Raw genomic sequence first — 21,012 nt, forward strand, 5'->3', positions numbered from 1 at the left:
GGTCACGCAGCAACCTACGCCGGGAGTCGTCGGCAGTCATGTCGTTTCGGGGAGGTCGGGTTCAGGGGGCGGCCGCGGTGCGTGTCACCCGTACCCGGTAGGTGTCGTTCTCCGCCTCCACCACCGCCACACGGATGCCTTCGGCGCGGTCGGCGAAGGTCTGGCCGGGCGTAAAGGTGGCGTCCGACAGCTCCGCGTGGACGTTCGGGGCGCGGGTGCACCCGCCGCTGTCCCGGGTGGAGTCGTGGACGGTGATCGGGCCCATGCCGGTGTCCACGTCCGCGTCGACGCGGTAGACGAGGATGCCGGGGCGGCAGACCGCCTCGTCGTTGCCGGCGCGGGTGCGCAGTTCGACGGCGTAGCCGGAGTGGGGGCCGAGGGGGATGAAGACGAGTTTCGGGCCGCCCGTGCGGGCCAGGGGGGTGAGCCGGTACTCCCGTGTGCCCCGGCTCGCCGCGCAGCCGACCTGGGAGGCGTCCAGCCAGCCCAGTTTCCACTTGTGCCAGGCGAGGAAGTCGTTGTTGGCGCCCCAGTCCTCGCTCATGATGTCCCAGTGGCCCACCGCGCCGCCGCCCTCGGCGGTGTAGAGGTCGGGCAGGCCGAAGACGTGGCCGTTCTCGTGCGGCAGGACGCGGTAGCCGGTGCGGGCGTAGGAGCCGGAGCCGTCGTCCTGGCGGGAGTAGACGAAGGACGCGTTGGAGACGGGGCCGCCGTCCGCCTTCGGGGCCTCGCCGTTGCCGGCGAAGGTGACGGACAGGACCGTGTCGAGGGCGGCCGGGCCCGCGTTGGGGGTCACCAGCACGTTGAGCAGGTCGTACGCCTGGAAGTCCACCTCGGGATCGGCCTCCGCCACGATGTCGCGGACCAGTTCGCGGTAGCCGGGGTCGAAGGGGGCGCCGCGCTCTATGCCGTACGCGCGGAACGACTTGGGCATCCGCAGCCAGTCGGGGACGGGGAGCTCGGGGCGGTAGTCGAGGCGGCCGTAGGAGCTGGTGGCGAACCATTCCCGGGTCTGGGGGAAGAACTCCCGGTAGCGGTCGAGGGCGTCCCCCTCGCCGGGCGCGTCGGAGAAGTCGATCATCAGGGTGAGGGCGCGGACGGTGCCCGTGGAGCGGGCGTAGCCGGGGTCGGTGGGGATGCCCTCGGACATCTGGACCTCCCGGGCGCTGCCGATCAGGCAGGGGCCGTGTGCGGAGGTGCGGGAGAGGGCGCTCGGGCCGGCGCCGGGGACGGAGGGGCCGGGGGAGAGGTGGCCGCTGCCGGCCGAGGTGCACAGGGCGAGGGTCAGGGCGGACACGGACGCCAGGGCGGCCAGGCGGCGCGGGGATATCCGGCGTCGGCTCGGCTGCGGCTGCATGCGGGGACCTCCGCTCCACACGGCAGCCGCCCGTCTCCGACTGCACCCTCTTGATCACCCTGCGTCGCCGGGTGGTGGGGCGCCCGCTGGGAGGGCCGATCGTGCGGCGCTCCGCGCCAGAAGATGTGGTGTGCGTCACAGGAATTGGTTCCGCCCGGGGGAAATAAGCGGGGATCCCTTCCCCGTTTAGACCTGTGTCCGCGCGAAACGGGGATCCACTCCCCGGATTCGCCGATACGCAGCCACACCGAGGAGTGCACCGTGCAGACCGCGACCCCCCTTACGCGCAAGGCGTCCCGGCCTCGCGCCGACGCCCTGCGCAACCGGGAGCGGATCGTCGCCGCCGCCCGGGAGATGTTCGTCGAGTTCGGGCCGGACGTGCCGCTCGACGAGGTCGCCCGCCGGGCCGGCGTCGGCAATGCCACGGTGTACCGCAACTTCCCCGACCGCGACGCGCTGGTGCGCGAGGTCGTCTGTTCCGTGATGGACCGTACGGTGCGGGCGGCCGAGCAGGCGCTCAGTGAGAGCGGGGACGCCTTCGAGGCGCTGGAGCGCTTCGCGCACACGGCCGCAGACGAGCGGATCGGCGCGCTCTGCCCGATGATCTCCAGCACCTTCGACCAACACCACTCCGACCTGGAGGACGCACGCCGGCGAGCCGAGAGCCTCGTCGCACAGCTGATGGACCGTGCCAAGGCGGCCGGTCAGCTCCGAGCCGACGTGGAGTACGGCGATCTGATGGTGGGCGTCGCCCAGCTGAGCCGGCCCCCGGCCGGTACCGGCTGCGGGAGCGCCGACCGCTTCGTCCACCGCCATCTGCAGCTGTTCCTGGACGGGATGCGGGCGCCCGCGCCGAGTGTCCTGCCGGGTGCGGCGGTGACCGTGGAGGATCTGCGCTGCTGAGCGAGCCCTGACACCACAGACACGCCACGGACTCATCCAGACATCACAGACGCCGCATGCCTCACTGTCGCCGCTGACGCCACACATGTCACTGGCGGCGTATGCGCACCGACGCCACAAGCGTCGCCGACTGCGCAGGCCACCGACGTCACACACGAGCCGCCCGTCCTGATCGCGGGCGGGCTCCGTCCCGAACGGTCGTCCCAGGGGTGAGTCGTGTCTCCGAAGACACCCGATTTTTCCTTACACAGTCTCGATTTCCGTCACAAGTACCGAAGTGGGTAACCCCATGTCCGAAACAGTCCCGACGGCCGGGAAGGCCCTGAGCGGCGCCCCGGACGCCAACCGCTGGAAAGCGCTCGTCTTCATCGCGCTCGCCCAGCTGATGGTCGTCCTGGACGCGACCATCGTGAACATCGCCCTGCCCTCCGCCCAGCAGGACCTGGGCATCTCGGACGGCAACCGCCAGTGGGTGGTCACCGCCTACGCCCTCGCCTTCGGCGGTCTGCTGCTGTTCGGCGGCCGGATAGCCGACCTGTGGGGGCGCAAACGTGCCTTCGTGCTCGGGCTGGGCGGTTTCGCGCTGGCCTCGGCGCTCGGCGGCGCGGCCACCAACGAGGCCATGATGTTCGGCGCCCGTGCGCTGCAGGGCGCGTTCGGCGCGCTGCTCGCGCCCGCCGCGCTGTCCCTGCTCGCGGTGATGTTCACCGACGGCAAGGAGCGGGCCAAGGCGTTCGGCATCTACGGCGCGATCGCCGGCGGTGGTGGTGCCGTGGGTCTGATCCTCGGTGGTTTCCTCACGGAGTACATGGACTGGCGCTGGACGTTCTTCGTGAACATCCCGTTCGCCCTCGTCGCCGCGGCCGGCGCGTACTTCGTCATCCGTGAGCCCGCGGGCGGCCGCAACCGTTCGCCGCTCGACATCCCCGGTGTGGTGCTGTCCACCCTGGGCCTGGTCGCGCTGGTCTACGGCTTCACCCGCGCGGAGTCCGAGGGCTGGAGCGACTCGGTGACGGTCGGCATGTTCGTCGCGTCCGCCGTGCTGCTGGCCGCCTTCGTGATCGTCGAGGCCCGGGTCAAGGCGCCGCTGCTGCCGCTGCGCGTGATCACCGAGCGCAACCGGGGCGGGGTCTACCTCTCGCTGGGCCTGGCGATCATCTCGATGTTCGGCCTGTTCCTCTTCCTCACCTACTACCTCCAGGTCGTGCAGGGGTACTCGCCGGTCAAGACCGGGTTCGCCTTCCTGCCGATGATCGCGGGCATGATCGTGGGGTCGACGCAGATCGGCACCCGGCTGATGACCCGGGTCGCGCCCCGGCTGCTGATGGGCCCCGGTTTCCTGGTCGCCGCGCTCGGCATGCTCTTCCTGACCCAGCTGGAGATCGAGACCTCGTACGCGGCCGTGCTGCTGCCGGGCATGCTGCTGCTCGGCCTCGGTATGGGTACGGCGTTCATGCCGGCCATGTCGCTGGCCACCCTGGGCGTGGAGCCGCGTGACTCGGGTGTCGCCTCCGCGATGGTCAACACCTCGCAGCAGGTGGGCGGCGCGATCGGTACGGCCCTGCTGAACACGATCGCCGCCTCGGCCACCACGTCCTACGTCGCCGACCGCATCGGTGATGCCACGAGCCGGTCCGAGCAGCAGCTGATCCAGCTCCAGGGGCAGGTGGAGGGCTACACCAGCGCGATCTGGGTCGCGGTCGGGATCCTGGTGCTGGCCGCGGCCATCGCCCTGACCCTGATCAACGCGGGCCGGCCGGGCGGTACGGCGGTCGCCGGATCCGCCGGCGAGGCCGACCGGGACGAGATGCCCGTGCCGGTGGCCATGCACTGACGGCCTGTCCCACCCGAACCACCGTGCGGAGGAGGAGGGGACGCCTCCTCCGTACGGCTCCCGGGACCTGCCCCGGCTCCGCTCGTCAGCGGAGCCAGGGCAGGTCCGCACCCGCTTCGCTCGGCTGAAGTCCCTCGGCGACGATCCGCATGATCTCGCCGAGGGACTTCTGCTGTTCCGGGGTGAGCCGGTCGAACACGGCCTGGCGTACGGCCTCCACATGACCGGGCGCGTGCCGGCCGAGCACCTCGAGGCCCTCGTCGGTCAGTACGGCGAACTGGCCCCGCTTGTCGGAGGGGCAGTCCTCACGGCGTACCCAGCCGCTCTTCTCCAGCCGGGCGACGGCGTGCGAGAGACGGGAGCGGGTGATCTTCGCGGACATCGCGAGTTCGGTCATCCGCAGGCGGCGCTGCGGGGCCTCGGCGAGCTTGACCAGCAGCCCGTAGTACACGTGCGGCATTCCCGCGTCACGCTGGAGCTGACGGTCGAGGTGGTCTTCCAGGAGGGTGGTGGCGTCGATGTACGCGCGCCAGACGCGCTGTTCCTCGTCGGTGAGCCAGCGCGGTTTCCCGGCGCCGGGGGATGTGGGTGCCGTCGTCATGTATTCCACTGTACGACGAACCTCCTTGAATGTTAAACAAAAATCGCGTACGGTGAGTGGTGGAAGTTGAGAGTTCAAATAACTCGTCCGCTTCCACCGATCTCAGGGAAGCCCGCCGAAGGGAGTCGCCGTCATGACCGCCGCCACTCAGGAGCGCATGCCCGCGCTCTACCTCAGCCACGGCGCCCCGCCGCTGGCCGACGACCCCGTCTGGCCCGGTGAGCTCGCCGCCTGGTCCGCGGGCCTGCCGCGGCCGAAGGCGATCCTCGTCGTCTCCGCCCACTGGGAGGAGGCCCCGCTCGCCCTCGGCGCCACCGAGCAGGTCCCCCTCGTCTACGACTTCTGGGGCTTCCCCGAGCACTACTACCAGGTCACCTACGGCGCCCCCGGTGCCCCTGCCCTCGCCGACTCCGTGCGCAAGCTGCTGCGCGCACCGGGCATGCCCGTTCAGGACGTCCCCGACCGGGGCCTGGACCACGGTGCGTACGTGCCGCTGGTCGAGATGTATCCCGGCGCCGACATCCCGGTGCTCCAGGTCTCCATGCCGACACTGGACCCCGTGAGGCTGATGGAGATCGGGCGCCGGCTCGCGCCGCTGCGCGACGAGGGCGTCCTGATCATCGGCTCCGGGTTCTTCACCCACAACCTGGCCGCGCTGCGACAGGGCGGCATCCCCGCCTGGTCCACGGAGTTCGACGCCTGGGGCAGGGAGGCGCTGGCGGGGAAGGACGTGGACGCGCTGCTCGACTTCACCCGCAAGTCCCCGGCGGGCCGGCTCGCCCACCCTCGTACCGAGCACTTCGCCCCCCTCTTCGTGACCATGGGGGCCGCGGACGCGGCCGGTGAACTCGGGGAACAGAAGTCCGTGATCGACGGGTTCTGGATGGGACTGGCGAAGCGTTCGGTGCAGTTCGGCTGAGCCGCCGCCGGTGCGGGGCCCGCCGCGGGGCCGCGGCCCTTCGGCGGGCTACAGCTCCTTCTCGTACCAGGCCACGTCCCACCAGCGGCCGAACTTGCGGCCCACCTCGCGGTAGGTGCCGACATGCCGGAAGCCGAAGCGTTCGTGCAGCCGCGTCGAGGCGTCGTTCGGATGGGCGATGCCGGCGTAGGCGCGGTGCACGGCCTCGCTGTCCAGGGCCTCGAACAGGGCCTTGTAGAGCAGGGTGCCGATGCCGCGCCGCCCGGCACCGGGGGCGACGTAGACCGTGGTCTCCACGGAGGTCGCGTACGCGGGCTTGGGACGGAAGGGGCTCGACGTGGCGTACCCCAGAATGCGCCCCGAACCGGTGTCCGTGGCAACCATCAGGCGGTACGGGCCGTCTACAGGGTGGGAGAGCAGCCAAGGGCGGCGCTCCTCCGGGGTGAACGCCGAGGTGTCGAACGTGATCGCCGTCTCACGCACATAGTGGTTGTACAGGTCGGTGAGGGCCGCCAGGTCACCCTCTCCGCCCGGCCTGACCTGGATCTCCGTGTGCTCCGACGGCATCGCACCTCCCCGCGTGGCCCGACAGGGTACTGCATGATCAGAAAAATCGGGGGTCGGGTTGGGAATTCTGTCCGGATTCCAGTCGTTGTTTCCTACGGATGCGGGCACCCGAGCAGAGTCCGGAAGACACCTGCAGATCGTGCCGAGCGTCCGCAGGACCACCCGCTGACCACATCATCGCAAGGGAGCACGCATGGCAACCCGTGCCGTCGCCCGTCGTAAGTCCGCCTCCGGCGAGACGGCCGACGCGGCAAGCAGTGTTCGCGCTGTTCGCGCCCACAGCGGCGAGATCGCCGATCGCGACCTGGTCGGCATGTACCTCGACGAGATCGCGCGCACGCCGTTGCTCGACGCCGCCAAGGAGGTCGAGCTGTCCCAGATCATCGAAGCGGGTGTGTTCGCGAAGCAGATCCTGGACGGTGCCGAGGAGAACAAGACCGGAGCCACCGTCGAGGAACTCGAGGCGCTGTACGACGCGAGCGAGCGGGCGAAGGACGTCTTCATCCGGTCCAACCTGCGTCTGGTCGTCGCCGTGGCCCGCCGGTACCCGCGCAGCGGCCTTCCCCTCCTCGACCTGATCCAGGAGGGCAACGCCGGCCTGGTGCGCGCGGTCGAGAAGTTCGACTACCGCAAGGGCTTCAAGTTCTCGACGTACGCCACCTGGTGGATCCGTCAGGCCATCACGCGGTCCATAGCCGACCAGTCGCGCACCATCCGGCTGCCCGTCCACCTGGTGGAGGAGCTGGGCCGGATACGGCGTGTGCAGCGCGAGTTCAACCGCGAGCACGGCCGCGACCCCGAGCCCTCGGAGATCGCCGCGGAGCTCGGCTCCACACCGGAGCGTGTCGTCGACGTGCTCGACTGGGCCCGTGACCCGGTCTCGCTGAACATGTCGGTGGACGACGAGGGCGAGACCCAGTTCGGTGACCTCCTGGAGGACACCTCGGCGGTGTCGCCGGAGCAGTCGGTGATGACGCTGCTGCGCAGCGAGGAGCTCGACGACCTGATCGGCCGTCTCGACCAGCGCACGGCCTCCATCATCAAGATGCGCTACGGCATCGAGGACGGCCGCGAGCGCACACTGACCGAGGTCGGCAAGGAGCACGGCCTGACCCGCGAGCGCATCCGCCAGATCGAGAAGCACGCACTGATGGAGCTGAAGAAGCTGGCCCGCGACACCGGCTTCGACGCGGCCGCGTGACCTCCGGCTTCGCCGCGCCGGGGTGGCTGCCGCCGTCCTTCGCGGTAGCGTGGGCACCCCGGCCGCGTACGCCGGGTGGCGAAAGACCGCGCAAAACATGGCCGTTCCCCGCCGCTTCAACCCACTGGGCCCAGGGAACAAGAATCCAGAGCCCAGGAGTTCGGGCCTCGGGGACGCCGGCCTCCGGGTCCGAATGCCGGATCCGGACCGGACCGACGCGAACCGATCCGTTCCACATGAGCCACGTCCCGACGCACACCCCCCCGGCGCCGGGACTTCCCAAGGCCGGGCTCGGCACCCCTCCCCCCGGGTGCCGGGCCCGGCTCTCTGCCGCCCGTGGGCTGACAGCGGGTCACCCCGAACCTGAACCCCGGGGTGGCCCGCCAGATGGCAGATTGTGCCACAGGGGCATAGCCTGCCGTAGGTGAGCAGCACCATCCCGACCCCGCCCCATCTCCCGCCCCCCACGCCGTCGCTGACCGAACGGCGCAAGGCCGAGACCCGTATGGGGATCGCCCGCACGGCGGCGGGCCTCTTCGTCCGGCAGGGGTTGCGGGCCACCCGAGCCGAGGACATCGCCCACGCGGCCGGCGTCGCCCCGCGCACCTTCTACCGGTATTTCGCCAGCAAGGAAGAGGCCATCGGCCCGCTCTACACGGCCGGCGCCGAGCGCTGGGTCGAGGCGGTCCGTGCCGCCCCGGCCGAGGTGCCGCTGCCACAGGTTCTTCAGGACGCCGTGCGCCATACGCTGACGCCCGGTCTTGGAGTCTCGGTGGCCTCCTGGGACTGGGTCCGCACCCTGATCCGGCTGGCGCAGGCGAACCCGGCCCTGGGCAGGGTGTGGGCGGAGGCGTGCCAGGCGTCCGAGAGGAACCTGGCCGAGGCGCTGACGGAACGGCTGACGGCCGGCCGCTTCCCGTACGACGCGGGCGACGTCGCCGACCGCAGCCGGCTGGGTTTCGCGGCGGCCATCGCCAGTGCGGCCGTGCGTACGGCCGTGGAGAACTGGGCGGCGGGCGACGGACCCGCGGAGGGGCCGCGGGGGCCCGCCGAACTGGCGGTGGCCAACCTGCAGACGCTGCGGGACTTCCCGTGGGGGACCTGATGGCCGCCGGGGTCGCCGTGAACACCGCTTTTGATGTCCCGAGGGGCGCGCCCGGGGACGTGACACAGAGTTCCTGAGCCCCGGGAGCGTGACACAGAGTTCCTGAGGGGCGACGCCCCGCCAGGCACCTGACACCGGTTCGCGGAAGGGCTGACGCCGCTCGGCCCACCAGGACCACGAGCGGGCCGGGGTGCCGGGGCACACCGTCACCCGTGCCGGCGGCCCTCGGTCACCCGTGCCGGCGGACCCGGGCCGCCGCTGGATCGGGAGCCGCTGCGGCTGTCGCTGCCGCTGTCGGCTCGGGGGCGTCGGTGCCGGCCGCTGTGGCACGGATCTTCGCCGCCCGGTGCCGGGTCACGGGCGACTGTCATGCCGTACGCCCGACGGGGGAGTCGGCGGCTGTCGGTCACGGTTCGCCGGTGACTGTCGCCGCCCGGGTCATCCTGGCGCCCAGCTCGCTCACCGCCGCGACGAGTTCCGCGGGTTCGTGCACGGTGAAGTCGTGGCCCAGCATGGCCAGCCGTACCGCCATCCATTCCTTGGCGTCGCCCACCGTCGCCCGAAGGCGGCAGCTGTCCCCGTCCAGCGGCTCGGGTGTGCCCAGCCAGCCCGGGAGGCGGGCCGCGACCGCCGCCGCCGGTGCGGCGAAGGTGACGACCATCTCGTAGGACTCCTGCGCCCGCTGCATGGACCGGCGCAGATACTCCGCCGCGCTGCCCGTCGGCAGTTCCCTGGGGGTGAAGCGTGCTCCGGTCGCGAAGGGGTCGCTGACCCGGTCGACGCGGAACGTCCGCCAGTCCGCGCGGTCGAGGTCGTACGCCACGAGATACCAGCGCCGCCCGGTCGACACCAGCCGGTACGGTTCCGTCACCCGCCGGGACTCCGTGCCGTCGGCCGCCCGGTAGGCGAACCGCAGACGTTCGCGCCCGGCCACCGTGGAGGCCATGACGATCAGTGTCTCCGGGGCGATGTTCGCGCCGTCGCCGCTGGTCAGCGGGGTGGTCGCGGCCTGGAGCGTACTGACCCGGTGGCGCAGTCTGCCGGGCAGCACCTGTTCCAGCTTCGCCAGTGCCCGCACGGACGCCTCGTCGACGCCCTCCAGCGCGTGCCCGGCACCGGCCCGCAGCCCGACCGCGATGGCCACCGCCTCCTCGTCGTCGAGCACCAGGGGCGGCATCGCCTTGCCGGCGACGAGCCGGTAGCCGCCCTCCGCGCCCAGGGACGCCTGTACGGGATAGCCGAGGCCGCGCAGCCGGTCGATGTCCCGCCGGATGGTGCGCCGGGAGACCCCGAGCCGGCCGGCCAGTTCGCCGCCGGACCATTCACGGGGCGTCTGGAGGAGGGAGAGGAGGGTCAGGAGCCTGGCCGGTGTGTCCGTCGTCATGGAACCGAGGATGCCTCGGAATGAGGACACGGTCTGGCCTATTGGGGTTCTAGGTTCCGGGACATGACCTACACCGACACCCCGCACGCACCGCGGCCCGACGCGGGCGACCGCCGTCGCTGGTTCGCGCTGGCGATCGTGATGACCGCGGCCTTCATGGACCTCGTCGACGTCACGATCGTCAACATCGCGATCCCGTCCATCCAGCGCGACGAGGGCGCCACCTTCAGCCAGATCCAGTGGATCACCGCCGGTTACGCGCTGGCCTTCGCCGCCGGACTCGTCACCGGCGGCCGGCTCGGCGACATCCACGGCCGCAAGCGGATCTTCCTCATCGGCATCGGCGGCTTCACCCTCGCCTCCGCGCTGTGCGGGTTCGCGGTGAACCCCGAGATGCTGGTCGCCTCCCGCATCCTCCAGGGCGCCACGGCGGCGCTGATGGTGCCGCAGGTGCTGTCGATCGTGCACGCGACCTTCCCGGCGCACGAACGCGGCAAGGTGTTCGGACTGTTCGGCGCGATCGTCGGTCTGGGCGCGGTGTCCGGCCCGCTGCTCGGCGCGCTGCTGACCGAGTGGAACCTCTTCGGCCTCGAATGGCGGCCGATCTTCCTGATCAACCTGCCGGTCGGCGTCGCGGGCCTGCTCCTCGGCAGCCGCTTCATCACCGAGTCGAAGGCGCCGCGCGCCCTGAAGCTGGACCTGGTGGGCGTTGCGCTGGTGACACTGGCACTGCTGATGCTGCTCTACCCGCTCACCCGCGGCCGCGAGCTGGGCTGGCCGGTGTGGGGGTACGTGTCGATGGCGGGCTCGCTGGTGGTCTTCGGGGCGCTGGTGGTCCACGAGCGGCGCAAGAGCGCGCGGGACGGCTCCCCGCTGATCGAGCTGTCGCTGTTCCGGGTGAAGAGCTTCGCGGCGGGCATCGCGGTGCAGACGGTGTTCGGCGTCGGCCTCGGCATCTTCTTCCTGGTGTGGACGCTGTACCTGCAGATCGGCCTGGGGTGGAGTGTGCTGCGGGCCGGGCTGACCGGGGTGCCGTTCTCCCTCGCGGTGTCCGCGGCGGCCGGGATGTCGGTGCAGCTGCTCGTCCCGCGCTACGGGCGCAAGGTGCTCCAGGCCGGGGCGCTGGTGATGGCGGCCGGTGTGCTGATCTACCTGTGGGAGGCGGAGCGGTACGGCCAGTCCATCGACTCCTGGCAGATGGCGCTGCCGCTGGTGGTCATGGGCGTGGGGATGGGCCTGATCGTGGCTCCGCTGACCGACGCGGTGCTCTCCGAGGTGCCGCGTGAGCACGCCGGGTCGGCCTCCGGGCTGATCAACACCGTGATGCAGATGGGCAACGCGCTGGGTCTGGGCCTGGTGTCGGTGGTGTTCTTCGGAGTGATCGGCGAGCGGCTCGCCCCGGCCGAGGTGGGCCCGGCCTTCGTGAACGGGTTCCAGCACGCGCTGGGCTGGGTGGCCGCGGTGCTGGTCGTGATCTTCCTGCTGATGTTCGCCCTGCCGAAACGCCCGGCCCAGCATGTGGAGGGGGCCGCGGAAGAGTCCTCGGCGGCGGTGGAGAAGGAGCGGGAGCTGGTGTCCTGAGCACGTCCTGAGCGGACGGCGAACGCACGGGCGGGGCCCGGCATCCGGTGGATCCAGCGGCAGCGGACCCCCGGGGCCGGGTCTCGCCCGTGTCCCGCGAACGGGAAGAACAGACACAAACGGAAGTCCGTTCGTGCCTGCTCATGCCTGTTCCTGTTTACTTTCCGGACATCTCGACGTACTCTCCGAGCTGAACCACACGTTCGGGCATGAATGGACCGAGAGGTAGCCGGACATGTACGCACCGGAACGCCAGCAGGAGATCCTCCGGCTCGCCCGCGACAGCGGCCGGGTGGACGTGATCTCGCTGGCCGAGACCTTCCAGGTGACCGCCGAGACCATCCGCCGGGACCTGAAAGCACTCGACCGCGCCGGACTGGTCCGCAGGGTGCACGGCGGGGCCATCCCCTCCGGACGCCTCGACCTCGAACCGGACCTCGCCGAGCGGGAGACCACCGCCGCCGACGAGAAGGACCGCATCGCCCGCGCCGCCCTCGCGGAACTTCCTGCCGACGGCACCGTGATCGTCGACGCCGGTTCGACGTCCGCCCGGCTGGCCGGCTCCCTGCCGGTGGACGCCGCCCTCACCGTCGTCACCCACAGCCTGCCCATCGCGGCCCGCCTCGCCGACCATCCCGGCATCCAGCTCCACCTGGTCGGCGGGCGCGTCCGGCACCGTACGCGCGCCGCCGTGGACGCCTGGGCGCTGCGGGCGTACGGCGAGATCCGCGCGGATGTCCTGTTCGTCGCCGCCAACGGGTTCTCCACCCAGTACGGGCTGACCACCCCCGACCTCGCCGAGGCCGCCGTGAAACGGGCGGCCGTGGCAGCCGCCCGCCGCGTGGTGCTGCTCGCCGACTCCTCCAAGCACGGCCAGGAGCACTTCGCCCGCTTCGGCGATCTGGGCGACGTCGATCTGCTGATCACCGACACCGGGCTGAGCCCGCAGGACGCCGCCGACATCGAACGCGGCGGCACGGAAGTAGTACGCGCATGATCCTCACCGTCACCCCCAATCCGTCCCTGGACCGCACCTACGAGGTTCCCTCGCTGGACCGGGGCGAGGTCGTCCGGGCCACCGGCGAACGCGTCGACCCCGGCGGCAAGGGGGTCAACGTCTCGCGGGCCGTCACCGCGGCCGGCCGGCGCACCGTCGCCGTGCTCCCCCTGGGCGGCGCACCCGGAGCCCTGGTCGCCGACCTGCTCGACGCGCAGGGCATCGAGGTCGCCCCGGTCCCGGTCGCCGGAGCCACCCGGTCCAACATCGCGCTCGCCGAAGCCGACGGCGTACTGACGAAGATCAACGCGCCCGGCCCGCGGCTGACGCCGGCCGAGCGGGAACTGCTCCTGGACACCGTGCGCCGGCAGGCACCGGGCGCCGACTGGATCGCCTGCTGCGGCAGTCTGCCGCGTGGACTCGAGCCCTCCTGGTACGCCGAACTGGTCGCCCGGGTGCACGCCGCCGGTGTACGGATCGCCCTGGACACCTCGGGGCCGGCGCTGCTCGCCGCCCTGCGCGAGCGCCCGGACGTGGTGAAGCCCAACGCCGCGGAACTCGCCGAGGCCGTGGGGCGTCCGCTGACCACGGTGGGCGACGCGATGAAGGCGGCCGGGGAGCTGCGCGAGGCGGGCGCCCGGGCCGTACTCGCCAGCCTCGGCGCCGACGGGCAGCTGCTCGTGGACGCCGACGGCGCCTGGTTCGGCGCCGCCCCCGTGGGCACCGTCCGAAGCAACGTGGGCGCGGGCGACTCCTCGCTCGCCGGGTTCCTCGTCGCCGGCGGGCGCGGGCCCTCGGCGCTCGCCTCCGCCGTCGCCCACGGAGCCGCCGCCGTCCAGCTGCCCGGCAGCGTGATGCCGACACCGGGCGACCTGGACCCGGCCGCGGTGACCGTCACGGCCGAGGTTCCCGTGGACCGGGTGCTGAGGGAGCCGGTGTCATGAACGTCCCCGCAGCGGCCGGTCCCCTCCCCGTTCCCTTCTGTCTCACCCCCGTCCCCTCCCCCGCCCACCCCGCTGTACGGGCGATATGCGTGCGAAGGAGCCCGCGATGAGCGAGATGATCACCGCGGACCTGGTCGATCTCGACCTGTCCGCCGACACCAAGGAAGCGGCGGCCCGTGCCCTCGCGGAGCGCATGGTGGCCCGGGGCCGGGTGACCGACCTGGAGGGCTTCCTCGCCGACGTCGCCGCCCGCGAGGCCCAGATGCCGACCGGTCTCGACGGCGGCATCGGCATCCCGCACTGCCGCAGCGAGCATGTCACCGAGCCGACCCTCGCCTTCGGGCGGAGCGCGGCCGGAATCGACTTCGGCGCGGCGGACGGGCCCGCCGACCTGATCTTTCTGATCGCCGCCCCGGCCGGCGCGGACGACGCCCACCTCACGATCCTGTCGTCGCTGGCCCGGCAGCTGACGAACCCGCGGTTCACCGAGGCCCTGCGGTCGGTGGACGCGGCGGCGGCCGCGGCGGCGCTGATCAGGGGCGAGGAACCCGGCTCCGCGGACGCTGAGCCGTCCGCGCGGCCCGCCGACTCCGTGGCGGTGCCGGCGGCGGCCTCCGCCGGCACCGCCACGGACACCACCACCGTCCCTGACCAGGGCCGGCGCACGCCCGACCCGGACAGGGCGGCGCCTGACCCGGACAGGGCGGCGCCCGATCCGGACAGGGCGGCGCCTGACCAGGACCGGCGCACGCCCGGCGCGGACCGCCCGTTCCGGGTGGTCGCCGTCACCTCCTGCCCCACCGGTATCGCCCACACCTACATGGCGGCCGAGTCGCTGGAGAACGCGGGCCGGGATGCGGGCGTCGAGATCGTCGTCGAGACCCAGGGCTCGGCGGGCTTCACCCGGCTCGACCCGGCCGTGATCGCGGCGGCGGACGGTGTGATCTTCGCCCACGACGTGCCCGTACGGGAGAAGGACCGCTTCGCCGGCAAACCCACCGTCGACACCGGGGTCAAGGCGGCCATCAACCGCCCCACCGACCTCATCACCGAGGTGAGAGGCAAGGCGGAGCGCGGCGAGGTCACGGCCGCCGCCTCCGGCGGCACACCCGTCGAGCGCGGCGGCGAGTCCGGTGAGGGCTACGGCACCAAGCTGCGCAAGTGGCTGATGTCCGGCGTCAGTTACATGGTGCCGTTCGTCGCGGCCGGCGGTCTGCTCATCGCCCTCGGCTTCGCGATCGGCGGCTACGAGATCAACGAGGCGCCCTCGGTGATGGACCACTTCGTGTGGACCCAGGCCGACAGCTGGGGCGCCCTGCTCTTCCAGATCGGCGGCGTCGCCTTCGGCTTCCTCGTCCCGGTCCTGGCCGGCTACATCGCCTACGGCATGGCCGACCGGCCCGGCCTGGTGCCCGGCTTCGTCGGCGGCGCGATCTCGCTCACCATCAACGCCGGATTCCTCGGCGGTCTGGCGGCCGGTCTGATCGCCGGTGGCGTGGTGATCGCGATCCAGAAGGTGCGCATCCCGGCCGCGCTGCGCGGCATCATGCCGGTGGTGGTGATCCCGCTGATCTCCGCGGCGGTCGTCGGCTTCCTGATGTTCGTCGTCATCGGCAAGCCCATCGCCGAGGCGCAGAAGGGGATGACGGACTGGCTGAACGGCCTCTCCGGCGCCAACGCCGTCCTGCTGGGCGCGCTGCTCGGCCTGATGATGTGCTTCGACCTCGGCGGTCCCGTCAACAAGGTCGCCTACACCTTCGCCACCGCCGGGATCGCCGTCGCGAGTCCCAGCGACTCCGCGATGAAGATCATGGCGGCGGTGATGGCCGCCGGCATGGTGCCGCCGCTGGCGATGGCCCTGGCCACCACGGTGCGCGGCAAGCTCTTCAACCGCACGGAGCGGGAGAACGGCAAGGCGGCCTGGGTTCTGGGAGCTTCCTTCATCTCCGAGGGCGCGATCCCGTTCGCCGCCGCCGACCCGTTGCGCGTGATCCCCGCCTCGATGGTGGGCGGCGCGGTCACCGGTTCCCTGTCGATGGCCTTCGGCGCCACCCTGCGCGCCCCGCACGGCGGGATCTTCGTGGTCCCGCTGATCGGCAACCCGTTCCTCTACCTGGTCGCGATCGCCGCGGGCGTCGGCGTCACGGCGGCCCTGGTGATCGTCCTCAAGGGGCTGCGCAAGACGGCTCCGGCGGGCGCGGGGGCGGCCGGGGGAGCCTCGGTGCCGGTGTCGGAGGGCAGGCAGACGGTCACCGCGTAGGGCGGCGACGGTGCGTCCGTTTGGGTAGGTGTGGGCGGTTCATGCCTACTGCGATATAGATCACGATTCTCACGGTCCGGGTCTCAAGTCCCGGACCGTGGTGTGTACTGGGCCGCATGTCTGAGCACGAGACGAGTCCGCGAACGACGGGTGCCACCGTCCTCACCCTGATGGCCGTGGCCTGCGCGGCGGGTCTGGCCGACGCCCTGCGGCGACGGCGGGAGCGGGCGCGCAGGCGCACACAGCGGCACGTGGAGGCCGCCGAGGCACACACGCCTCACGGCACCCCGACGATCCCGCGCCAGCGGCGGACCGGGTCGCGGACGGAGGCGGTACGCCTCACCGACGCGGAACGCGACGCCTTCGCCGGGCTGGTACGGCGTTTCGGCGAGGACGACTGAGCCGCACCCCGCCCCCGGGTATCCCGGCGCGCGTCAGGGCGTCAGGGCGTCAGGGCGTCAGCGCGTCAGGAGACCTGTGCGGCCCGGCGCTCCATCGCGTCGCGCGCCGCGTCCTCGCTGGTGTACACCTCACACATGTGCCGGCCGTCCGGCGTGAGGGTGTGCTCGACCTCCCACAGGGACAGCTCCACGCCGTCATCCAGCAGGAACGCGTGCTCGTAGAGCGAGAAGCACAGCGCCTGCCGCCCCGCCCGGGCCGGACGGCCGAAGGCCTGGGTGATGCGGTGCGCGCAGGCCGTGGTCAGCAGGGCGGTCGTCTCCGGGCCCGGCCGGTCCGGGTTCTCCGCCCGGCGCAGTAAGCGGCGCGCGTGGTCCGCCGACCCCTCCCGGACGTACAACTGCCGCAGCGCCGGAGTCGGCGACACCTGCACCGTCACCGGCAGTTCGAAGTCCGGGGTGTCCGGCGGAAGCGGCAGCCGGGCCGTGGCCGTGCGCAACTCCTCCTCGTCCACGTAGATCTCGTGCTGCGGTTCGCTGCCCGGCGCGGTGTTGTGGACCAGCTCCCAGAGCGTGACCGCCGAGGCGTCGGCGAGCAGCCAGGTGTGCCGGTACGTCTCCCGGTGCAGTCCAGCGCTGTGGTGCGCGGAGTGCAGCGAACCGTCGTGCGCCAGCGCGCAGTCCAGCCGGCGGATCGTCTCGTCCGGCAACTCGAACGAGTTCAGGGCACGGCCGAGGAGCCGCGCGAGCTGCTCCTCCGGCGACTCGGGCGAGTCGGGTGGTTCGTACGCTGCCGTCTCGTACGGAACGCTCAAGGTTTCTCCCGGCGTTGCTGCATGTCACCTTGTGGGTGCATACCGTAGCCCCTCGGCCGGACGTCGTGTCCGGGAACCGAGAAAACGTCTGACGGGAAAACGGCCGGACCGCGCGAGGAATTCCCACCCGCTCCCGCGGAACGGCAACTCTTCCGGTCCGGACGGCACTTCCGCCGCCGCCCCGGCTCACACCGCCCGCACCGGCCCGGTAGACCGCTCACCGACGCCGGTACACCTGCCGCGGGACGCCTCACGTCGCACGCCTGTCCGGTCAACTCCCGTACAGCTCCTCGTACGACGGCCACGCGCCGCCCGGGCAGTCCACCGGCCCGGCGGCACGCACCGCACGGACGATCGCCCGGGTCACCATGTCCGCGCCCGCCGCCAGCACCTCGTTCAGGGCGAGCGGGTCCGCCGCGTCGAGCGGACGCGCGCCCGTGGCCAGGGTGAAGACGGTGTCCCCGTCGCTCAGCAGATGCACCGGCCGGACGGCCCGCGCGATGCCGTCGTGCGCGGTGCCGGCCACCTTCTGCGCCTGTGCCTTGGACAGCCCGGCGTCCGTGGCGACCACCGCCAGTGTGGTGTTCAGCGGGGGAGGGGCGTTGCGCGCGGACGCCTCCGCCAGCCGCCGCAGCGCGGCCCCGTGCACCTCCGCCGACGGGTGACGCACCCGCCCCTGGAACAACTCCCCGTACAGCACCCCCGTTCCGGGATCCACCACCGATCCCGCCGCGTTCGCCACCACGAGCGCGGCCACCGTGATTCCCGAGTCCAGCACCGTGCTCGCCGTGCCGACCCCGCCCTTCAGCTGCCCGACCACGGCTCCCGTGCCGGCGCCCACGGAGCCCTGGGGGACCGGCGCGCCCGGCCCGGACGCCGCCGCGGCCTCGACCGCGGCCCGACCGGTGCCCGCGTCCGGGCGGGCCCGGAAGTCACCGCCCCGGCCCAGGTCGAAGACGCAGGCGGCCGGCACCACCGGCACCACATGCGTGGGCTCCGGTCCGACGCGCACCCCGCGTCCCCGCTCCTCCAGCCAGGCCATCACCCCGGACGCCGCGTCCAGCCCGTACGCGCTGCCCCCGGTCAGCACGACCGCCTCGGCCTTCTGCACCAGGTTGCGCGGGTCGAGCGCGTCGGTCTCCTTCGTGCCGGGTCCGCCGCCGCGCACATCCACCGCGGCCACCGCCCCGCCCTCGGGCGCGAGCACCACCGTGGTACCGGTGAGCCACCCGTCACCGGCACACGTGGCATGCCCCACGCGCACACCGGCCACATCCGTCAGAGCGTCAGCTGTCATGGGCTCAGTCCTGCCCGGTCGGGCGCGGTCGTACCCTGGATCCCATGGACACCGCCCCCGACCCCCGGCCGCACGAGCCCAGGCCCGCGCTGGTCTTCGACGACCCGATGGACCAGCAGTCCGCGGACGACACGGACCGCGGGTGGGGCGAGCGCCCGTCCGGCGACAGTACCGCCGATCTCAAGCGCTTCCTCGACGAGAAGCCGCCCCACCACCTCTGACCCGCCGGCCGGCGCGGCGCCCCCGCTCGCCGGGCCCGTCCGCCGGCGGAGCGTCCTGTCGCCCGCCCTATCGCTCGCCCTGCCCCGAGCCGCGCTGTGCGACGAGGGTGTCGCGGATCTCCTTGAGCACTTCCAGCTCGGTGATCTCGACGACCTCCCGGGCCCCCTCCTTCGCCTTCCTGCGCGCCTCCACCCGGGCCAGGTACTTCGCCATGGGCAGCACCATCAGGAAGTAGACGACCCCGGCGGTGATCACGAACTGCAGTGTCGAGCCGAGGACCGAGCCCCACAGGATCCTGACGCCGGTCGCGGTGTCCCCGGCGCCTTCGCAGGGGCCCTTCAGGCACGAGCTGTAACTGTCCAGGTTCTTGGTGCCGAAGGCGCCCACCAGCGGGTTGATGATGCCCTTCACGACCGAGTTGACGACGCTGGTGAAGGCGGCACCGATGACCACGGCCACGGCCAGATCGACGACATTGCCCCGCATCAGGAAGGCTTTGAAGCCCTGCAGGACACTTGTCTTCTCCCGGTCGCTCACTTCGGGACCCCATTTCTCGTGCGTGACGTGCGGCGGAAAGCGCTCCGCAACCTACGCCACACCCTTGCCGGGCTGTCCAGTCGCGGCGTTCGAACGAGGTGGCCGGCGGGGGCGTCGGGCTCGGGACGGCACGGTTCACCACACGGTCACCGCCAGCCGTGCCGTGGTGCTCGCGCCCGCCAGCCCGGCCGCCGTGGAACGCGGCACCGACAGCACGACCAGCGCACCGCCGTCGTCCGCTCCGTCCGCTCCGTCCGCCGCTTCCGGCACCCCGGTGACGCGAGCCCCGCGGGCCACCACACGGGCCTCGCCGCCGGACAGCGTCTCCCCGGCGGCGATCACGTCCACCAGATCGCCCGGCCGCAGCAGCCGCACCGTGGCCGCGTCGGCGATCCGCACCGGTGCGTCCACGGTCCTTCCCGCCTCCCGCGGGCGCACGGAAGGGTCCTTCGGGGCCGCCGAGGCGGCTCGGACGGAAGGGCCGCTCCCCTCGGGGTGCCCGCGCGACCGGTCCGCGTCCGGGGGGCCCGCCGCGACGAGCGCCGCCGCCGTGACCGCGAGGCCGGCCGCCACGGCCCGCCTCCGGTGCCGGACCAGCCGGCCCGCGAGCGGCAGGCCGCCGCGCACCCGCACCGGGGCGAAGTGCGGCACCTCGCACGGGGGAGGCACATCGGCGCCGGGCGGCCGAGGAACTCCGGAGGAGGGGGAGCGGAGAGGAGAGGGGGAGCGGAGAGGGGAGGGACGACGGGGCACGGACACGGGGACCACCACCTGTGACGAGGGACCTGCTTGCGGCTCCCACGATGAGTCCTCCGGCCCGGACCTGCCGGACCCTGTGGACGCTGCGTGGCCCTGTGGAAATCCTCGCCACCCGAACGGGACTCTCCGCCGTCCGCGCCCGGCGGACCGTCCGCCGCCGGGGAGTGAGCCGCCCGCTACGCGACCGTCAGCCGCCCGCTCACCGGGCCTGCGCCTCCCGGAGGCGCCCCGGAGCCGCCGCCGTCGACGCCCACGCAAGCAGCGCACGCCCGCCGCGCACGCCCGCCCGCCCACGCAGGCCGCCCACGCCCGCCACACGCGCCCTGTCGAGGGCCCGCCGGACGCCCGGCCCTGGGCGCCGAGCGCACGCCCGCCACCCGCCGGCCCGCGAGAGGCGTCCCGCCCGCCGGAGCCCTACGGCAGCGCGAACCCCGGGTCCCATCCGCCCAGTGCCGACGTGCACAGACAGTCCCGTTCACCGGTCACCGGCAGCGCGGCCACCGCGCCGAAGAGCACGTCCCGCAGCCGGTCCACGTTGGCGGCGAACACGCGCAGCACCTCGTCGTGGGAGACGCCCTCACCGGTCTCGGCGCCGGCGTCCAGGTCGGTGACGAGCGTGAGGGAGGTGTAGCAGAGCTCCAGCTCACGGGCGAGCGCCGCCTCGGGATGACCGGTCATGCCCACCACCGACCAGCCCTGGGCCCGGTGCCACAGCGACTCGGCCCGGGTGGAGAAGCGCGGACCCTCCACCACGACCAGCGTGCCGCCGTCCACCGGCTCCCAGTCGCGGCCCCGCGCCGCCTTCAGCACGGTGGCCCGTCCGGTGGGGCAGTAGGGGTCGGCCAGGGACACATGGACCACGTTCGGCACGGTGCCGTCGGGCAGCGGCAGCCCGTCGAAGTACGTGTTCTCCCGGGACTTCGTACGGTCCACGAGCTGGTCCGGCACCAGCAGCGTGCCCGGCCCGTACTCGGGCCGCAGACCGCCCACCGCGCACGGTCCCAGGACCTGTCGCGCGCCGACCGACCTCAGCGCCCACAGATTGGCGCGGTAGTTGATGCGATGCGGCGGCAGGTGGTGGCCGCGCCCGTGCCGCGGCAGGAAGGCGACCCGCCGGCCGGCCACCTCGCCGAGGAACAGTGAGTCGCTGGGCGCCCCGTACGGGGTGTCCACCTGGACCTCGGTCACATCGTCGAGGAAGGAGTAGAAGCCGGAGCCGCCGATCACGCCGATCTCGGCGTTCGCCATGTTCGCCATGTCCGCACCCTAGCCGGACCCGGAAACGCCGAAGACCCCGTCGTCGGTCGACGACAGGGTCCCGTAAGAAAGCG

The 21,012-nt window shown here is 72.4% G+C and carries 20 protein-coding genes; 11 read left to right on the forward strand and 9 right to left on the reverse strand.

The features are described from left to right. Positions 1 to 61: 61 nt before the first annotated feature. Positions 62 to 1,357, reverse strand: coding sequence for a M6 family metalloprotease domain-containing protein (locus HTV45_RS18045; protein ID WP_215206829.1), 1,296 nt, complete (start codon positions 1,355 to 1,357; stop codon positions 62 to 64). Between the two features lie 261 nt (positions 1,358 to 1,618). On the opposite strand from HTV45_RS18045, the gene HTV45_RS18050 reads away from it, so the two are divergent. After that, positions 1,619 to 2,260: a TetR/AcrR family transcriptional regulator gene (locus tag HTV45_RS18050; protein WP_215206830.1), complete on the forward strand. Its 642-nt coding sequence runs from the start codon at positions 1,619 to 1,621 to the stop codon at positions 2,258 to 2,260. Positions 2,261 to 2,549: 289 nt separating this feature from the next. Beyond that, positions 2,550 to 4,094: an MFS transporter gene (locus tag HTV45_RS18055; RefSeq protein WP_215206831.1), complete on the forward strand. Its 1,545-nt coding sequence runs from the start codon at positions 2,550 to 2,552 to the stop codon at positions 4,092 to 4,094. Between the two features lie 85 nt (positions 4,095 to 4,179). Here the strand turns inward: HTV45_RS18055 and HTV45_RS18060 are convergent, their stop codons facing one another. Next, positions 4,180 to 4,695, reverse strand: coding sequence for a MarR family winged helix-turn-helix transcriptional regulator (locus HTV45_RS18060; protein ID WP_215206832.1), 516 nt, complete (start codon positions 4,693 to 4,695; stop codon positions 4,180 to 4,182). 157 nt (positions 4,696 to 4,852) lie between these two features. On the opposite strand from HTV45_RS18060, the gene HTV45_RS18065 reads away from it, so the two are divergent. Then, entirely contained in the window at positions 4,853 to 5,614 is a 762-nt protein-coding gene (locus tag HTV45_RS18065; protein ID WP_215206918.1) for a dioxygenase, read from the forward strand. Positions 5,615 to 5,662: 48 nt separating this feature from the next. Here HTV45_RS18065 and HTV45_RS18070 read toward each other — a convergent pair whose 3' ends face one another. Beyond that, on the reverse strand, positions 5,663 to 6,181 hold the full coding sequence (locus HTV45_RS18070) for a GNAT family N-acetyltransferase (protein WP_215206833.1): 519 nt from the start codon (positions 6,179 to 6,181) through the stop codon (positions 5,663 to 5,665). Between the two features lie 193 nt (positions 6,182 to 6,374). On the opposite strand from HTV45_RS18070, the gene HTV45_RS18075 reads away from it, so the two are divergent. Together HTV45_RS18075 and HTV45_RS18080 are read left to right on the forward strand one after the other, a co-directional pair. Beyond that, the gene (locus HTV45_RS18075; RefSeq protein WP_215206834.1) at positions 6,375 to 7,382 is read left to right on the forward strand and encodes an RNA polymerase sigma factor RpoD/SigA; all 1,008 of its coding nucleotides are present in this window, start codon (positions 6,375 to 6,377) and stop codon (positions 7,380 to 7,382) included. A 424-nt stretch (positions 7,383 to 7,806) separates the two neighbouring features. Further along, positions 7,807 to 8,487: a TetR family transcriptional regulator gene (locus HTV45_RS18080; RefSeq protein WP_308309701.1), complete on the forward strand. Its 681-nt coding sequence runs from the start codon at positions 7,807 to 7,809 to the stop codon at positions 8,485 to 8,487. 406 nt (positions 8,488 to 8,893) lie between these two features. Here the strand turns inward: HTV45_RS18080 and HTV45_RS18085 are convergent, their stop codons facing one another. Next, positions 8,894 to 9,871, reverse strand: a complete 978-nt coding sequence (locus HTV45_RS18085; protein WP_215206835.1) for a YafY family protein — start codon at positions 9,869 to 9,871, stop codon at positions 8,894 to 8,896. 63 nt (positions 9,872 to 9,934) lie between these two features. Between HTV45_RS18085 and HTV45_RS18090 the strand changes: the two genes are divergently transcribed. The 5 genes from HTV45_RS18090 (at position 9,935) to HTV45_RS18110 (ending at position 16,054) form a co-directional block, all read left to right on the forward strand. After that, the gene (locus HTV45_RS18090) at positions 9,935 to 11,452 is read left to right on the forward strand and encodes an MFS transporter (RefSeq protein ID WP_215206836.1); all 1,518 of its coding nucleotides are present in this window, start codon (positions 9,935 to 9,937) and stop codon (positions 11,450 to 11,452) included. 235 nt (positions 11,453 to 11,687) lie between these two features. Next, positions 11,688 to 12,449 (forward strand): DeoR/GlpR family DNA-binding transcription regulator, encoded by a 762-nt coding sequence (locus HTV45_RS18095; RefSeq protein ID WP_215206837.1) that lies wholly within the window; start codon positions 11,688 to 11,690, stop codon positions 12,447 to 12,449. Then, positions 12,446 to 13,393: a 1-phosphofructokinase gene (gene pfkB / locus HTV45_RS18100; protein WP_215206838.1), complete on the forward strand. Its 948-nt coding sequence runs from the start codon at positions 12,446 to 12,448 to the stop codon at positions 13,391 to 13,393. The genes HTV45_RS18095 and pfkB overlap by 4 nt, the downstream gene beginning before the upstream one ends. A 106-nt stretch (positions 13,394 to 13,499) precedes the next feature. Continuing rightward, positions 13,500 to 15,653, forward strand: coding sequence for a fructose-specific PTS transporter subunit EIIC (locus tag HTV45_RS18105; RefSeq protein ID WP_215206839.1), 2,154 nt, complete (start codon positions 13,500 to 13,502; stop codon positions 15,651 to 15,653). Between the two features lie 116 nt (positions 15,654 to 15,769). After that, positions 15,770 to 16,054, forward strand: coding sequence for a hypothetical protein (locus tag HTV45_RS18110; RefSeq protein ID WP_215206840.1), 285 nt, complete (start codon positions 15,770 to 15,772; stop codon positions 16,052 to 16,054). Between the two features lie 65 nt (positions 16,055 to 16,119). Here HTV45_RS18110 and HTV45_RS18115 read toward each other — a convergent pair whose 3' ends face one another. Beyond that, positions 16,120 to 16,866, reverse strand: a complete 747-nt coding sequence (locus HTV45_RS18115; protein ID WP_215206841.1) for a DUF6227 family protein — start codon at positions 16,864 to 16,866, stop codon at positions 16,120 to 16,122. A 271-nt stretch (positions 16,867 to 17,137) separates the two neighbouring features. After that, positions 17,138 to 18,163 (reverse strand): P1 family peptidase, encoded by a 1,026-nt coding sequence (locus HTV45_RS18120; RefSeq protein WP_215206842.1) that lies wholly within the window; start codon positions 18,161 to 18,163, stop codon positions 17,138 to 17,140. A gap of 44 nt (positions 18,164 to 18,207) precedes the next feature. Here HTV45_RS18120 and HTV45_RS18125 point away from each other — a divergent pair, with 44 nt between their 5' ends. Then, complete coding sequence (locus HTV45_RS18125; protein ID WP_215206843.1) at positions 18,208 to 18,384, forward strand: hypothetical protein; 177 nt, start codon at positions 18,208 to 18,210, stop codon at positions 18,382 to 18,384. A 67-nt stretch (positions 18,385 to 18,451) separates the two neighbouring features. On the opposite strand, the gene mscL is transcribed toward HTV45_RS18125, so the two are convergent. The 3 genes from mscL to HTV45_RS18140 all read right to left on the reverse strand — a co-directional run bounded on the left by mscL (position 18,452) and on the right by HTV45_RS18140 (position 20,938). Then, positions 18,452 to 18,922 (reverse strand): large conductance mechanosensitive channel protein MscL, encoded by a 471-nt coding sequence (mscL, locus tag HTV45_RS18130; RefSeq protein WP_215206844.1) that lies wholly within the window; start codon positions 18,920 to 18,922, stop codon positions 18,452 to 18,454. A gap of 135 nt (positions 18,923 to 19,057) precedes the next feature. Further along, the gene (locus tag HTV45_RS18135) at positions 19,058 to 19,573 is read right to left on the reverse strand and encodes a hypothetical protein (protein ID WP_308309702.1); all 516 of its coding nucleotides are present in this window, start codon (positions 19,571 to 19,573) and stop codon (positions 19,058 to 19,060) included. Between the two features lie 522 nt (positions 19,574 to 20,095). Beyond that, on the reverse strand, positions 20,096 to 20,938 hold the full coding sequence (locus tag HTV45_RS18140) for an S-methyl-5'-thioadenosine phosphorylase (protein ID WP_215206846.1): 843 nt from the start codon (positions 20,936 to 20,938) through the stop codon (positions 20,096 to 20,098). Between the last annotated feature and the right edge of the window lie 74 nt (positions 20,939 to 21,012).

It is taken from the genome of Streptomyces sp. CHD11, assembly GCF_018638295.1.
GTDB lineage: Bacteria > Actinomycetota > Actinomycetes > Streptomycetales > Streptomycetaceae > Streptomyces.